The sequence below is a fragment of the Falsiroseomonas oryziterrae genome, from assembly GCF_021864505.1.
Taxonomy (GTDB): domain Bacteria; phylum Pseudomonadota; class Alphaproteobacteria; order Acetobacterales; family Acetobacteraceae; genus Falsiroseomonas; species Falsiroseomonas oryziterrae.
Genome location: NZ_JAKJIB010000074.1, coordinates 1 through 13931, shown reverse-complemented (window position 1 = coordinate 13931; position 13931 = coordinate 1). Strand labels below are relative to the sequence as shown.

Here is a 13931-nt window from a genome sequence, read left to right as displayed (position 1 = left end):
GCGCAACGCCAGCGTGCCGCCGGCGCGGCGCGCGAGCGAGCCCGCGAGTCCGAGGCCGCTGCGCGGCCCGCCCTCCGCCGCGCCTTCGGCGCGTCCCACGCCGTCGTCGCGGATGAGGAGCCTTGCCTCCCTGCCGCCGCGCACGACCTCGAGCGTCACCTCGACGCGGCCCATGCGGCCGTCGGGAAAGGCGTGGCGCACCGCATTGGCCAGCAACTCGCCGACCGCGAGGGCGACGGAGGTCGCCCGCTCCACCTCGATCTCCACCGGCTCGGTACGGAGCGACAGCTCGACGCGTCCGGGCGTGACGAAGGCCGGGCTCGCGCATAGCGCCCGCAGGAAGGCCGCGAGATCGAGCCGGGAGGCGAGGCCGGCGACATGCAGCAGTTCGTGCACCTTGGCGAGCGCGAGCACCCGCCGCTCCAGCGCGCCGCCGTCGTCGTCGCCGCCGCGGCGCATGCGCGCGAAGGACTGCACGATGGCGAGGCTGTTCCGCACGCGGTGATGCACCTCCATCAGCAATCTGCCGTGCAGCTCGGCCTCCCGCTCCGCGGCCCGGAGCCGATCCGCCGCGCTGCGCTCCGCCTCCTCGGCGGCGCGGCGGCGCTCCTCCGCGGCGAGCGCCCGGGCCGCGTGCTCAAGCGCGACGAAACCGAGCAGCCCGGAGAGGAGGATGAGCGCCGCGATCGGCGCCAGGGCGTGCACCCAGCTCTCCTGCAGTTCCGCGACGGGCACGCCGTAATGCGCGTAGAGCGGCAGCGACCCGAGGCGCGTGAAGCCGTAGATCCGCGTGATCCCGTCCGAGACGGCGCGCGCGACGTAGGTGCCGCTGTCGGCCGTCGCGATCGCGCGCATCGCCGGCATGTCCGGCCCGAGCCGCACCGCCGGCTCCTCGGGCCGGTGGCGCACGAGCAGCATGCCGTCGGCGGCGAGCAGCGAGGCGGAGGCGCGCGGATCGTCGGCGAGCCGGCCGAAGAAGCCGGTGAAGACGGTCACCGGAACCGTGGCGAGCAGCACGCCGTCGAAGCCCGCGCCGGGGCGGCGGCGGGCGAGGAGAAGCGTGTCGGGACCGCGCGGCCGCAGCACCTGCCGCTCGATGTGCAGCGCCGCCGCGGGCGCGTCACGCAGGGCGCGGTAGTAGGCGCGGTCCGACACGTCCACGTCGACCGGGTAGGTCCGGCTCGACAGGACGAGCCGGCCGGCTGCGGAGACGACGCCCGCCGTCACCGGCACCCCGGGCAGGCGCTCGAGCGTGGCGAGGCGCTCGTGCAGCGCGCGCTGCGACGCGCCGCTGGTCCCGCCCATCGCGAGCAGATCGGCGACATGCGTCAGCATCGCCTCCTGCGACTGCAGGACGCGCAAGGCGTATTCGCGGGCGAGCTCCGCATTGGCGAGCGCCTGCGCCGCGCCGCGCGCCTGCTCGGCGCGCCACGACAACCCAGCCCAGATCGCCAGCACGACGAGCGGCAGCAGCAGGCTGCCGGCGCGCAGCAGGCGCAAGGTGGGGCGAACGCCGGGGCGAGGCAGCTTCCAGGCGAGAGGCCCAGCACGGACCGAGGTCATGGCATGCATGTCGCCCAAGGCCATCCCGAGCGCCGACGCGAATGATTCATTGGCCTCGAATCACGAACTCATCGCGGGCGAACGTAGCGGTTCGCGCGATGGCCGCAGCGCCCCACCCGTTTCAGAAGAACGTGAGGGGGGGGCAGATCAACCCGTGGTCAGGCTATGCCGCGCCGCCGTGGCGAGCGCGTCGGCGCGCTCGTTCATGGGATCGCCGGAATGCCCACGCACCCAGCGCCATTCGATGTCGTGCGGAGCGGCAGCGGCCAGCAGGCGCTGCCACAACTCGTGGTTCGCCACGGGATCGCGCGCGCTGTTCCGCCAGTTGTTGCGGACCCAGCCCTTCACCCAGCGCTCCATGCCGTTGCGGACGTATTCGCTGTCGGTGTGCACCACGACGCGGCAGGGACGCTTCAGCGCCTCGAGCGCCATGCAGGCGGCGGTCAGTTCCATGCGGTTGTTCGTCGTCGCGGGATCGGCGCCCGACAATTCCTTCTCGGTTCCGCCGTAGCGCAGGATGGCGGCCCAGCCGCCCGGGCCGGGATTCGGCTTGCAGCCGCCATCAGTCCAGATCTCGACCGCGGGATCCGTCGTCACGCGCCGATCGCCCCGGGCGTTTCGGCGCGCGCGAAGAAGCGCAGCTTGCGCAGGTATTCGAGCGGGTCCTTGCGCGTGACGAGCGCGCCCGCCGGCGTGTGCGTCCAGTCGTAGAGGCGCGTGAGCAGGAAGCGGATCGCGGCACCCCGGCACAGCACCGGCAGCGCCGCGCGCTCCGCCGGCGACAGCGGGCGCACGGCGGCGTAGGCGCCGACGAGCGCGCGCGCCTTGGTGACGTTGAAGGAGCCGTCCAGCTCGAAGCACCAGGCGTTGACGCAGACGGCGAGGTCGTAGGCGAGCAGGTCGGTGCAGGCGAAGTAGAAGTCGATCAGGCCGGAGACCTGCGGCCGGCCTTCCGCGTCGGGCAGGAAGAAGACGTTGTCCGGGAAGAGGTCGGCGTGGATCTGCCCGGCTGGCAGGGCGCCCGGCTTCGGCCAGCCGGCCAGGATGTCGGCCAGGTGCAAGTCGAGCTCTGCGATCAGTCCCGGCGCCACCTCGTCGCCGCGCAGCCGGCAGCCATCGAGCAGCTTCGGCCAGCCGGCCGGGCCGAGCGCGTTGGGGCGCAGCGCCTCGAAGCCCTCTCCGGCGGCGTGCAGACGCGCCAGCGCCGCGCCAAGCGGAGCGAGGTGTTCCGGGCGGACGCGCCGCGGCCAAACGCCTTCCAGGAAGGTGCAGATCGCCGCCGGGCGGCCGCAGAGGGACCGCAGCGCGACGCCGTCGCGGCCATGCACCGGCGTCGGGCAGGGCAGGCCGCGCGCCGCGAGATGGTCCATCAGGCCGAGGAAATAGGGCAGCTCGGCCGGGTCCACCCGCTTCTCGTAGAGCGTCAGGATGAAGTCGCCGCGTTCGGTGCGCAGCGCGTAGTTGGAGTTCTCCACCCCCTCCGCGATGCCGCGGAAGGCGAGCAGGCCGCCCAGGTCGTATTCGGCGAGGAAGGCGCGCAGCGCCTCGTCGGAGACTTCGGTGTAGACGGCCATCGGGGCCGATCAATCGGCCGCGAGCGGCCTCGGCGCAAGGGGCGGGTCCCGCGTCAGAGCGGGCGGGAGGCGGAACTCGATGCGTTCCTCGGCGACCGTGACATCCTCGACGGCGAGGTCGACGCGGGCAGACAGGCGCGCGACCACCTCCTGCACCAGCGATTCGGGCGCACTGGCGCCTGCCGTGAGGCCGATGACGGCGTGACGCGCGGCGGCGTCGAGATCGAGCTCGGCGGCGCGCTGCACCAGCACCGCCTCGGCCCCGGCGCGCTGCGCGACCTCGGCCAGCCGGACGGAGTTGGAGGAGTTCGGCGCGCCGACCACCACGACGAGGCTGGCGCCGCGCGCGACTACCGCCTTCACCGCAGCCTGGCGGTTCGAGGTGGCGTAGCAGATGTCCTCCTTCGCCGGGCCGGCGAGGCCCGGAAAGCGCGCGGCCAGCACCGCGACGATCTCCGCCGTGTCGTCGACCGAAAGCGTGGTCTGGCTGGTCCAGGCGAGCGGGACGCCGGCGGGCGGCTGCACGGCGGCGGCCTGCGCCGCATCCTCCACCAGCGTCACGGCGCCCACGGGCAGCTGGCCCATGGTGCCGACGACCTCGGGGTGGCCGGCATGGCCGATGAGCAGAATGTGGCGCCCCTGCCGGTGGTGGCGCTCGGCCTCGCGATGGACCTTGGTGACCAGGGGGCAGGTCGCGTCGAGCGTGAAGAGGCGGCGGCGCATCGCTTCCGACACCACCGATTTCGCGACGCCATGGGCCGAGAAGATCACCGGGCGGCCGTCATCAGGGATCTCGTCCAGCTCCTCGACGAAGACGGCGCCCCGGGCGCGGAGGCCATCCACCACGTGGCGGTTGTGGACGATCTCGTGGCGCACATAGACGGGCGCGCCGTGGCGGGCGAGCGCCTCCTCCACGATGCGGATGGCGCGGTCCACGCCGGCGCAGAAGCCGCGGGGCGCGGCGAGCAGCAGGGTGTGGGCGGGGGGCATGCACTGGTCCCGGCGGACGCACCCCGGGATGGCCCGGTGGCGCGCGATGCGATAGGGGCGGGCTGGATAGCGGCCAAGGGCATGGGCCGGAAGGGGGTAAGCCGCATGGGAGCCTTCACGACGCGGATGGCCGGGGCGCTGGCGGCGCTGGCCCTGGCCGGCTGCGGGGCCACGGGCGGATCGGGCGCCGGCGCCACGGCCTGCCCGCGCATCGCCATCCTGGCCGATGGCGCCGACCTGACCCGCTACCGGCCGGGCGCGCCGCCCGACCTGACGCAGATGGTGGTGGATGCCCGCATCGCCGGCTTCGAGGCGCGCTGCGACGTGACCAACCGCGGCGGCGCGCTCGAGGTGCGGATCACCCCGCGCTTCGAGGCGGAACGCGGCCCGGCCGCGCAGGGGCGCACGGCGGAACTCGGCTGGTTCGCCGCCGTGACCGACACCGCCGACAACGTGCTCGACCGCGTCTCCGGCCGCACACAGGTCACCTTCCCGGCCAACACGACGCGCGCGGCCGCGGCCGGCCCGGCCGTGCAGCTCGACCTGCCGCTGGCCGGCGGGCAGCGCGCGGCGGACTACCTGGTGCGGCTGTCCTTCCAGCTGACGCCGGAGGAGCTCGCACAGAACCGCCGCCGCGGCCCGCGGTGAGGACGCTTCTCTTCGTCACCCATCCCGAGGTGGCGATCGACCCCGCGGTGCCGGTGCCGCGCTGGCACCTGCGGGAGTCGGGCATCGCCAAGCTGCGCCGCTTCGCCGCCGGCGGCGCGATCGCCGGCGTGGGCCATGTCTGGGCCAGCACGGAATGCAAGGCGATCGAGAGCGCGGGCATCCTGGCGGGCGCCCTCGGCCTCGGGCTGCGGGTGCGCGAGGATCTGGGCGAGAACGACCGCAGCGCCACCGGCTTCCTCCCGCCGGACGAGTTCGAGACGATGGCGGACGCCTTCTTCGCCAATCCGGAGCAGAGCGTGCGCGGCTGGGAACGTGCCGTGGACGCCCAGGCGCGGATCGTGAACGCGGCGCGGGCGGTGGTGGCGGAGTCCGGTCCGGCGGGCGACATCCTGGTCGCCGCGCATGGCGCGGTGGGCTCGCTCCTGCGCGGGCATCTGCTGAGCGCGCCGATCTCCCGCGCCCTGGATCAGCCGGCGCCGGGCTGCTGGTTCGCCGTGGAGCTGCCCGGCTGGCGGCTGCTCACGCCGGAGTGGCAGGTGCTGCCGCCGGGCTGACGCCGCAGGGCGGTTGCGCCCGGACCCGCCGTGGCGCATATCCGCGGCAGCCCGCAGATCCCGCGCGGGAGAGAGGGCGCCGAGTCGCGAGACGAGGCACCCCGCCGAAGGCGCAACCGGCCCCCGGAAACGCTCAGGCAAAAGGGCCGCGCGGGTAGGGTCCTCTGGAAAGACGCGCTCCGAACGGGGCGCGGCACCGACGGAGAAAGGCGCCCCGGTTCCATCACGGAATCGCCGCCGAATCTCTCAGGTCACGGGACAGAGGGGGGCCACGGACGCGACGCCATCCCGGCGGCGCGAGCCCCTGGAGGCACCGTGGCCGATTCGTCGGGCGACACGCCTTTGTCTGAAACGCCGCTGGCGGCGCTGCATCGCGAGCTCGGCGGGCGGATGGTGCCCTTCGCGGGCTACGCCATGCCGGTGCAATATCCGGCCGGCATCATGGCCGAGCACCTGCACTGCCGCGCGGCGGCCGCGCTGTTCGACGTGTCGCACATGGGGCAGGCCGAACTCGTCGGTGACGGCGCGGCGGCGGCGCTGGAGGCGCTCACGCCATCCGACGTCCAGGCGCTGAAGCCTGGCCGCCAGCGCTACGCGCTGCTGACCACCATGGCGGGCGGGATCTTCGACGACTTCATGGTCGCGAACCTCGGCGCCCAGGGGACCGAGCGGCTGTTCCTCGTCGTCAACGCGTCCCGCAAGGCCGAGGATTTCGCGCTGATCCAGGCCGCGCTGCCGGCCGGCGTGCGGCTCCGCACCCTGCCCGACCGGGCGCTGATCGCGCTGCAGGGGCCGCAGGCGGTCGCCGCGATCTCGACGCTGGCGTCGGGCATCGCGGCACTGCCCTTCATGGGGATCGGCGCATTCGACGTCGCCGGCGTGCCAGCGCTCGTCAGCCGCTCCGGCTACACCGGCGAGGACGGCGTCGAGGTGTCCGTCCCGGCCGAGGGCGCCGAGCGCTTCGCGCGCGCGCTGCTCGCGCTGCCCGGCGTGCAGCCGGCCGGCCTCGGCGCGCGGGATTCGCTCCGGCTGGAAGCGGGACTCTGCCTCTACGGCAACGACATCGACGAGACGACGAGCCCGGTGGAGGCGAACCTCGTCTGGACCATCGGCAAGCGCCGCCGCACCGAGTGGAACTTCCCCGGCGCGGAACGGGTGCGCGACGAACTCGACAACGGCGCAAAGCGCCTGCGCGTGGGCATCCGGCCGGAGGGACGCCAGCCGGCCCGCGCGCATACGCCCGTGCACCTCCCCGGCGGTGCAGCGATCGGCGAGGTCACCTCGGGCGGCTTCGGGCCCTCCGCGAACGGCCCGGTCGCCATGGGCTATGTCGCGCGCGAGCACGCCGCCGACGGCACGTCCCTCGAACTGATGGTGCGCGGCAAGCCGCTTGCGGCCCGCGTCGCCCCCCTGCCCTTCACCCCGCATCGCTACGTCCGCTGAGGAGCCCTCGCATGCTGCGCTTCACCAAGGACCATGAGTGGATCCGGCTCGACGGCGACGTCGCGACGGTCGGCATCACCGACCATGCGCAGGAGGCGCTCGGCGACGTGGTCTTCGTGGACCTGCCCGAGGCCGGGCGCGAGGTGACGGAAGGCGAGGCGGTAGCGGTGGTGGAAAGCGTGAAGGCGGCCTCCGACGTCTACGCGCCGGTCGCCGGGCGCATCGTCGAATCCAACGCGAAGCTCGCGGAGGACCCGGCGCTGGTGAACTCGGCGGCCACCACCGATGGCTGGTTCTTCAAGCTGTCGGGCGTGAGCGCGGCGTCGGTCGAGGCGCTGATGGACGAAGCCGCCTACGCCGCCTTCCTGGAGACGATCTGATGAACGCGATCGCCGAGCTCGCGCTTCTCGAGGAGCGCGACGAGTTCGTCCGGCGTCATGTCGCGCCGTCCGAGGCCGAGATCGCGGCGATGCTGCGCGAGGTCGGCGCGGCGAGCCTCGAGGAGCTGGCCGCGAAGACCGTGCCGGCGGCGATCCGCGAAAGCTTCCGCGCAGCACTGCCCGAGGCGGTGCCCGAGGCGGCCGCGATCGCGGAGCTGCGCGGGCTGGCGCGGCGCAACCGGTCCGACATCCGTTCGCTGATCGGTCTCGGCTACCACGGGACGATCACGCCGCCGGTGATCCTGCGCAACGTTCTCGAGAATCCGGGCTGGTACACCGCCTACACGCCCTACCAGGCGGAGATCGCCCAGGGCCGGCTGGAGGCGCTGCTGAACTTCCAGACGATGGTGACGGACCTGACGGGCCTCGACGTCGCCAACGCATCGCTGCTCGATGAGGCGACGGCGGCGGCGGAGGCGATGGCGCTGGCCCATGCCGCGACCAAGGGGAAGAGCGACACGATCGTCATCGCGGCGGATGCGCTGCCGCAGACGATTGCCGTGGTGCGCACGCGCGCCGAGCCGCTCGGCTTCAAGGTCGTCGTCGTGGCGCCGGCCGAGGTGGTCTCCGCTGTCACGACCGAGAAGCCCTTCGCGCTCCTGCTGCAGTATCCGGGCGCGACCGGCGAAGTGCGCGACCTGCGCGCGGAGATCGCGGCCGTCCATGCCGCCGGCGGCCTCGCCATTGTTGCAGCCGATCCGCTGTCGCTGGTGCTGCTGACGCCGCCCGGCGAGATGGGTGCCGACGTCGTCGTCGGCTCGACCCAGCGCTTCGGCGTGCCGATGGGCTATGGCGGACCGCACGCCGCCTACATGGCGGTGAAGGATGCCTACAAGCGGCTGATGCCAGGGCGCCTGGTCGGCGTGTCGGTGGACGCGGCGGGCGCGCCCGCGATGCGGCTCGCGCTGCAGACGCGCGAGCAGCACATCCGGCGCGAGAAGGCGACGTCGAACATCTGCACCGCACAGGTGCTGCTGGCCGTCATGGCCAGCATGTACGCGGTGTGGCACGGGCCGGAGGGGCTGCGGCGCATCGCGCGCCGTGTCGCGCTGCAGGCGCGCCTGCTGGCCGGCTCGGCGAAGGCCGCCGGCTTCACGCTGCGCCACGACGCCTTCTTCGACACCATCGCGATCGAGGCCGGCGACAAGGCCGAGGCGCTGGTCGCCAATGCGCTGCGCCATGGCTTCAACCTCGCGCGGCATGGCGACGGCCTGGTCGGCATCGCGCTGGACGAGACCGTCACGCGGCAGGACCTGGCGCAGCTCGTCGCCATCCTGAGCGAGACGGCGCGCGCGCCGGCGCAGCCGCTCGACGGCATCGCGCCGGCGGGTGAGCTGCCGGCCGCGCTCGCACGCCGCAGCGGCTTCCTCGCGGCCAGCGTGTTCAACACGCATCACGCGGAGCATTCGATGCTCCGCTATCTCAAGTCGCTCGAGGACAAGGACGTCGCGCTGAACCGCAGCATGATCCCGCTGGGATCCTGCACGATGAAGCTGAACGCGACGGCCGAGATGATCCCGGTCACCTTCCCGGGCTTCGGCGCGATCCACCCCTTCGCGCCGGTGGACCAGGCCGAGGGCTACATCGAGATGATCCGGCGGCTGGAATCCTGGCTCGCCACGGTCACCGGCTTCGCCGCCGTCTCGTTGCAGCCCAACGCCGGCAGCCAGGGCGAATATGCGGGCCTGCTCGCAATCCGCGCGTACCACCACGCGCGCGGCGATACGCATCGCGACGTCTGCCTGATCCCGTCCTCGGCGCATGGCACCAACCCCGCCTCGGCAGTGATGGCGGGGATGCGCGTGGTCGTCGTCGGCTGCGACCGCGACGGCAACGTGGACCTCGCCGACCTGCGGGCGAAGGCCGAACAGCACGCCGAGAAGCTCGCGGCGCTGATGGTGACCTATCCCTCGACCCATGGCGTGTTCGAGACGGAGATCCGCGAGATCTGCGCGCTGGTCCATGCGAAGGGCGGGCAGGTCTACATGGACGGCGCGAACATGAACGCGCAGGTCGGGCTGACCAGCCCGGCGGCGATCGGCGCCGACGTGTGCCACCTCAACCTGCACAAGACCTTCTGCATCCCGCATGGCGGCGGCGGACCCGGCGTGGGGCCGATCGGCGTCGCGGCGCATCTCGCGCCGCATCTGCCGAACCACCCGATGCTGGCGGAGGCCGGGCCGGCCACGGGCTTCGGGCCGGTCAGCGCGGCGCCCTTCGGATCGGCGTCCATCCTGCCGATCTCCTACGCCTACATCCGCATGATGGGCGCCGAGGGGCTGACGCGCGCGACGCAGGTCGCGATCCTCAACGCGAACTACGTCGCCGCGCGGCTCGCGCCGCACTACCCGATCCTCTATCGCGGCGCGAACGGCATGGTCGCGCATGAATGCATCCTCGACTGCCGCGGCTTCCAGCAGAACGGCGGCGCGACGGTGGAGGACATCGCCAAGCGGCTGCAGGATTTCGGCTTCCACGCGCCGACCATGTCCTGGCCGGTCGCCGGCACGCTGATGGTGGAGCCGACGGAGTCCGAGACGAAGGCCGAGCTCGACCGCTTCGTCGACGCCATGATCGCGATCCGCGAGGAGATCCGCGCGATCGAGCAGGGCCGCGCGGACAAGGCGGACAACCCGCTGAAGAACGCGCCCCACACCGCGGCGGAGGTCATGGCGAATGAGTGGACGCACGCCTATTCGCGCCAGCAGGCGGCCTTCCCGCTGCCCTGGGTCGCGGTGCGGAAGTATTGGCCGCCGGTGAAGCGCGTGGACAACGTCCACGGCGACCGCCACCTGGTCTGCACCTGCGCGCCGCTGGAGGCCTACGCCCAGGCGGCGGAGTAGGCGCGGCGCCGGGCCGGGGCGCGGGGCCCCGGCCCCGGCGTGGCGTGCGACGCGACTGACTACTCCGAGAACATGTTGAAATTGTAGGAGCCGAAGTAGGAGCGGCCGACCTTCATGATGAACCAGGCATAGCTGTCAGCATTCATCAAGGCCTTCGCCTTGTCATCGAAGGTTGCAGAAGGGTCGCCGGACGGGGTCTCGCCGTCGCTCAGGAAATATTGGTAGTCGATCGTCCCAGCATACTTGTGCGTTGCCTCGTGGATCACTGTGATGACGCCCTCACGGTCGTCGAGGTACTTGCCGGCGACGTGGATCGCCCCCTGGCGCCAAGCAACGCCGTCATCCATGCTGGAAACAGCGTTGTGGTATGACTTCGTATTGGCCTTGGCCGCGCCGCCGGACCGCTTGCCGTTCACAAAGCCCATCGTGCCGGCATCTTCGACCCCCACCTTCATGACGAGGTTGCCGCCCAGCCCGTTTCTTGTCTTGACGATGACCTCCTGCATGATTGCCAGATCCGCAGGCGATATGGTCTTGCCGACCAGGAAATAACGCTGAGCGTACTTCATGACCTTGTCGCTCAGACTCTTTTGTCGCAGCTGCCCGTCCACCCGCTTCAGAAGCTTGAGGGAGTCGGCGACTGCGCCTGCTGCCTTCGCCGCGAAAGCGTCGAAGCCCTGCTGGTTCTCGGCCAGGATCGTGGTCGAACCCGGGGCGCCTTTTCCGCGCCCCCAGGTCTTGTCGCCGCCGAAGGTGAAGCGCGTCATGGATCCTCCATCCGCTCAAGGACGCAGGATTGTTGGCCTGCCGAATGGTTCCGGCAAGCGCGTTTTGATGGCGGCGCGGCGCGTCCGGGACCCGTTGCCGGCCCTTCGGCGCGACCCTCCCGCTACCCGCGCCCGAACCGCGTCCAGGCTCGCTGCGGGCCGATGTCCACGTGCAGGAAGGTCCCGTAGATGCCGATGCCCATGAAGCCGAGGCGCTGCGACAGCGTCCAGGCGGCGAGCCCAAGTTGGCCGAGGGTGACGCCGGGCACGGTGAAGTCCAGCGCACGGCCGAAGAGGTGCTGGCTGGCCGGCGCCGCGCCTTCCAGCGAGGCGTTGGTGCGCGGTGTGCGGAAGCCGGAATGCACGATGATCGGCCGCGTGTAGCCCCACTGCTCCTGCAGCAGCGAGATCATGTCGACGAGCAGCGGCGGGATCGGGCCCTGCGCGCCTTCGCGGATGTCGCGAAACAGATGGCGCAGCCGGAGCAGCGCGCGGATGTCGTGGTCCTGCCCGGTGCGATAGGCGGTCGCGACCTCCTCGCCGGCCAGGTTGCGCGCCCAGATGAAGCGCTCCGGCGCGGCGAGCGCCTGCGTCACCGCGCGCGGCGGCTCGGGCTCCGCCAGGGCATGCTCGTCCATGATCTCCGCGCGCGCGTCGCCGGCCACGCCGAGCGCGGCGGCGCCGAACAGCAGGGAGCGGCGCTGAAGGGCCATGACGGGCGCGGCGGCGCCGAACAGCAGGGAGCGGCGCTGAAGGGCCATGACGGGCGCAGAATGAGACCGTCGCCGTCGCGTCGCCAACCCTGGATTGGCGCATTGTAGAAGATTGTCGCCCTTGCGTGGCGCGGCGGCGACAGCAAGGTTCGGCGCATGCCCGACACGCCACCCTGGACGACGCTCCAGACACGCCAGATCGTCGAGGACCGCTGGATCAACCTCCGCGCCGAAACGGTGCGGACGGATCGCGGCGCGGTGCTCTCGCCCTGGTACGTGCTCAGCTATCCGGACTGGACCGCGGTGGTGCCGCTGACCGACGACGACCGGCTGGTGCTGGTCCGCCAGTGGCGACATGCCGCCGGGGCCTGGTGCCTGGAACTGCCGGGCGGGGTCATCGATCCGGGTGAGGCCGACCCCGTCGCGGCCGGGTGTCGCGAATTGCTGGAGGAAACCGGGCATGCCCCGCGCGATGCGCGGCTGCTCTATTCCGCCTTCCCGAACCCGGCGACGCAGGCCAACCGGATGCATGTCGTGCTCGCCACAGGCTGCGTACCGAGCGCGCCCGTCGCCCATGAGGCAGGCGAAAGCATGCGCGTGGAATGCGTTCCGGTGGCAGAGGTGCTGGCCGGGATCGGGAGCGGCCTGCTGGCGCATGGGCTGCACGTCGGCGCGGCGCTGGCGGGCCTCGCAGCGGTCGGGAGGATCAGGCTGTGAGCCTTCGCATCCTCCCGCTCGAGGCGCGGCATCGCGCCGACTGGGAACGGCTCTATGCCGGCTATGCGGCGTTCTACCGGGTGACGCAGACGCCCGAGATGCGCGCGCGCGTCTGGGACTGGATCATGGACCCCGTGCATGAGGTGAAGGCCCTGGTGGCGGAGGACGCGGCGGGGCGCCTGCTGGGGCTCGCGCATTTCCGGCCCTTCGCCCGGCCGCTGTCCGCGACCGTCGGCGGATTCCTGGATGACCTCTTCGTGGACCCCGCGGCACGGGGGCAGCGCGTGGCGGATGCGCTGATCGAGGCCGTGGCCGAGGAGGGGCGCCAGCGCGGCTGGAGCGTGATCCGCTGGATCACCGCCGACGACAACTACCGCGGCCGCGGCGTGTATGACCGGCTGGCGACGCGCACCATGTGGATCACCTACGACAAGAAGCTGCCGTGAAGCCGTGCGGCGTGGCGCGGCGTTGGCGGGACATGACCCGACGTTCGTTGCTTGCCGGGATCGGCGCCGCCGCCCTGCCGGCCGAGGCCCTGCCCGCCTCCCCGCCGCTCCGCGACACCTGGCGCGATGCGGCGCGCGGACGCGATCTTCCCGTCCTGCTGCGCCTGCCGGCGGCGTCGGGACCGCGGCCGCTGGTGATCCTAAGCCATGGCCTCGGCGGATCGCGCGAGGGGCTCGGCTATCTCGGGCGTGCCTTGGCGGAGGCAGGCTTCGTCGCGCTGCACCTCCAGCATCCGGGCAGTGACGAGGCGGTGTGGCGCGGCGCGGGCGAGCGGGGGCTTGCCCTGGCGGCCGCCGCGCTCGACGTGGCCCAGGCCGCCGCACGGCTCGGCGACGGCGTGTTCGCGGTGGAGGAGGTGCTGCGGCGAAACAGCCTGCGCGGCGATCCCCTTGGCGGGCGGGTGGACCCGGCGCGGCTCGCGGTGGCCGGCCATTCCTACGGGGCCTGGACCGTCCAGCACCTGCTCGGCCAGCGCATCCCGGGCGGCGAGCGTGGCCTGCCGGTACCGGAGCGGCGGCTCTGCGCCGGCATCGCGCTGTCGCCCGTGCCCCCGCGGGGGCTGCCGCCAAGACTGGCCTTCGCGCGGATCGAGGCGCCGATCCTGCACATGACCGGGACCGAGGATCGCACATTCGTCGATGGCACCCAGCCCGAGGATCGCGAGGTCCCGTTCCGCGCGACGGAGAGCGCGCCGGCGGCGCTGGTGGTGCTGGCCGGCGCCACGCACGCCGCCTTCGCCGATGAGCAGGCGGCCGGCCCGCGCTGGTCGGACCCGACCTACCATCCGCGCATCGCCGCGCTCTCGCTGCTGTTCCTGCGCGCCATGCTGGACGGTGAGGCCCCGGCGCGTGCCGCGCTCAGGGCCGGCGCGCCGGGCGTTGTCACGCCGGCGGACCGGGTCGAGACCAAGGGCATCTGAAAAAGAGAACGGGGACCCGAGGGTCCCCGTCGAGGCTTGCCCTTGCGGGCGACCCGTCCCCGTTGACCGGGGCCGGGATCTCAGGCGGCGCGGAGGGCGCGCGGCAGGTCGGCGACGGCGGCGTCGATCAGCTTCGCATCGGCCTTGGCGTCGAGGCCGGCAGCCAGCACCTCGCGGGCCGCGGTGACCGCCACCTCGGCGGCGGCGTGGCGCACCTCGGCGACCGCGCCCG

The 13931-nt window shown here is 72.6% G+C and carries 14 protein-coding genes and 2 riboswitches; of the genes, 8 read left to right on the top strand and 6 right to left on the bottom strand.

Annotation, left to right across the window (positions count from 1 at the left end; genetic code table 11):
• The 4 genes from L2I40_RS08765 to ispH form a co-directional block, all read right to left on the bottom strand.
• A partial coding sequence (locus L2I40_RS08765) for a sensor histidine kinase (protein ID WP_237214526.1) occupies nucleotides 1–1563 on the bottom strand: 1563 nt, incomplete at its 3' end.
• A gap of 147 nt (nucleotides 1564–1710) precedes the next feature.
• Nucleotides 1711–2160 carry a ribonuclease HI gene (gene rnhA / locus L2I40_RS08760; protein WP_237214525.1) on the bottom strand — a complete coding sequence of 150 codons (450 nt, stop codon included), beginning with the start codon at nucleotides 2158–2160 and terminating at the stop codon, nucleotides 1711–1713.
• Nucleotides 2157–3137, bottom strand: coding sequence for a homoserine kinase (locus L2I40_RS08755; protein WP_237214524.1), 981 nt, complete (start codon nucleotides 3135–3137; stop codon nucleotides 2157–2159). The genes rnhA and L2I40_RS08755 overlap by 4 nt, the downstream gene beginning before the upstream one ends.
• Nucleotides 3138–3146: 9 nt before the next feature.
• Entirely contained in the window at nucleotides 3147–4127 is a 981-nt protein-coding gene (gene ispH / locus L2I40_RS08750) for a 4-hydroxy-3-methylbut-2-enyl diphosphate reductase (RefSeq protein WP_237214523.1), read from the bottom strand.
• Nucleotides 4128–4232: 105 nt separating this feature from the next.
• On the opposite strand from ispH, the gene L2I40_RS08745 reads away from it, so the two are divergent.
• From L2I40_RS08745 to gcvP, 5 genes are all read left to right on the top strand, one after another.
• On the top strand, nucleotides 4233–4775 hold the full coding sequence (locus tag L2I40_RS08745) for a hypothetical protein (protein ID WP_237214522.1): 543 nt from the start codon (nucleotides 4233–4235) through the stop codon (nucleotides 4773–4775).
• Nucleotides 4772–5350, top strand: a complete 579-nt coding sequence (locus tag L2I40_RS08740; protein WP_237214521.1) for a histidine phosphatase family protein — start codon at nucleotides 4772–4774, stop codon at nucleotides 5348–5350. Before L2I40_RS08745 ends, L2I40_RS08740 begins: the two co-directional genes overlap by 4 nt.
• 55 nt (nucleotides 5351–5405) lie before the next feature.
• Nucleotides 5406–5509, top strand: a riboswitch (glycine riboswitch).
• Nucleotide 5510: 1 nt separating this feature from the next.
• A riboswitch (glycine riboswitch) is annotated at nucleotides 5511–5616 on the top strand.
• Nucleotides 5617–5692: 76 nt separating this feature from the next.
• On the top strand, nucleotides 5693–6793 hold the full coding sequence (gene gcvT, locus L2I40_RS08735; RefSeq protein ID WP_237214520.1) for a glycine cleavage system aminomethyltransferase GcvT: 1101 nt from the start codon (nucleotides 5693–5695) through the stop codon (nucleotides 6791–6793).
• An 11-nt stretch (nucleotides 6794–6804) separates the two neighbouring features.
• Complete coding sequence (gene gcvH, locus L2I40_RS08730; RefSeq protein ID WP_237214519.1) at nucleotides 6805–7173, top strand: glycine cleavage system protein GcvH; 369 nt, start codon at nucleotides 6805–6807, stop codon at nucleotides 7171–7173.
• Nucleotides 7173–10076, top strand: a complete 2904-nt coding sequence (gcvP, locus tag L2I40_RS08725) for an aminomethyl-transferring glycine dehydrogenase (RefSeq protein ID WP_237214518.1) — start codon at nucleotides 7173–7175, stop codon at nucleotides 10074–10076. The genes gcvH and gcvP overlap by 1 nt, the downstream gene beginning before the upstream one ends.
• Before the next feature lie 59 nt (nucleotides 10077–10135).
• On the opposite strand, the gene L2I40_RS08720 is transcribed toward gcvP, so the two are convergent.
• Both L2I40_RS08720 and L2I40_RS08715 read right to left on the bottom strand, forming a co-directional pair.
• Nucleotides 10136–10843 (bottom strand): hypothetical protein, encoded by a 708-nt coding sequence (locus tag L2I40_RS08720; protein ID WP_237214517.1) that lies wholly within the window; start codon nucleotides 10841–10843, stop codon nucleotides 10136–10138.
• 122 nt (nucleotides 10844–10965) lie between these two features.
• Nucleotides 10966–11604 carry a YcbK family protein gene (locus L2I40_RS08715; RefSeq protein WP_237214516.1) on the bottom strand — a complete coding sequence of 213 codons (639 nt, stop codon included), beginning with the start codon at nucleotides 11602–11604 and terminating at the stop codon, nucleotides 10966–10968.
• A 108-nt stretch (nucleotides 11605–11712) separates the two neighbouring features.
• On the opposite strand from L2I40_RS08715, the gene L2I40_RS08710 reads away from it, so the two are divergent.
• Genes L2I40_RS08710 through L2I40_RS08700 form a run of 3 tightly spaced genes read left to right on the top strand, consistent with a single transcriptional unit; the run spans nucleotide 11713 to nucleotide 13699 of the window.
• Nucleotides 11713–12273 carry an NUDIX hydrolase gene (locus tag L2I40_RS08710; RefSeq protein WP_237214515.1) on the top strand — a complete coding sequence of 187 codons (561 nt, stop codon included), beginning with the start codon at nucleotides 11713–11715 and terminating at the stop codon, nucleotides 12271–12273.
• A complete protein-coding gene (locus L2I40_RS08705) occupies nucleotides 12270–12719 on the top strand; it encodes a GNAT family N-acetyltransferase (protein WP_237214514.1) in 450 nt (149 codons plus the stop codon). Before L2I40_RS08710 ends, L2I40_RS08705 begins: the two co-directional genes overlap by 4 nt.
• Nucleotides 12720–12751: 32 nt before the next feature.
• Nucleotides 12752–13699, top strand: a complete 948-nt coding sequence (locus L2I40_RS08700) for an alpha/beta hydrolase family protein (RefSeq protein WP_237214513.1) — start codon at nucleotides 12752–12754, stop codon at nucleotides 13697–13699.
• Nucleotides 13700–13931: the final 232 nt, after the last annotated feature.

Excerpts from the sequence above, each read along its gene's own strand:
- L2I40_RS08710 (WP_237214515.1), top strand. The coding sequence starts at position 11,713 with ATGCCCGACACGCCACCCTGGACGACGCTCCAGACACGCCAGATCGTC.
- L2I40_RS08700 (WP_237214513.1), top strand. The coding sequence starts at position 12,752 with ATGACCCGACGTTCGTTGCTTGCCGGGATCGGCGCCGCCGCCCTGCCG.
- L2I40_RS08745 (WP_237214522.1), top strand. The coding sequence starts at position 4,233 with ATGGGAGCCTTCACGACGCGGATGGCCGGGGCGCTGGCGGCGCTGGCC.
- ispH (WP_237214523.1), bottom strand. The coding sequence starts at position 4,127 with ATGCCCCCCGCCCACACCCTGCTGCTCGCCGCGCCCCGCGGCTTCTGC.
- L2I40_RS08755 (WP_237214524.1), bottom strand. The coding sequence starts at position 3,137 with ATGGCCGTCTACACCGAAGTCTCCGACGAGGCGCTGCGCGCCTTCCTC.
- gcvP (WP_237214518.1), top strand. The coding sequence starts at position 7,173 with ATGAACGCGATCGCCGAGCTCGCGCTTCTCGAGGAGCGCGACGAGTTC.
- gcvH (WP_237214519.1), top strand. The coding sequence starts at position 6,805 with ATGCTGCGCTTCACCAAGGACCATGAGTGGATCCGGCTCGACGGCGAC.
- L2I40_RS08715 (WP_237214516.1), bottom strand. The coding sequence starts at position 11,604 with ATGGCCCTTCAGCGCCGCTCCCTGCTGTTCGGCGCCGCCGCGCCCGTC.
- L2I40_RS08720 (WP_237214517.1), bottom strand. The coding sequence starts at position 10,843 with ATGACGCGCTTCACCTTCGGCGGCGACAAGACCTGGGGGCGCGGAAAA.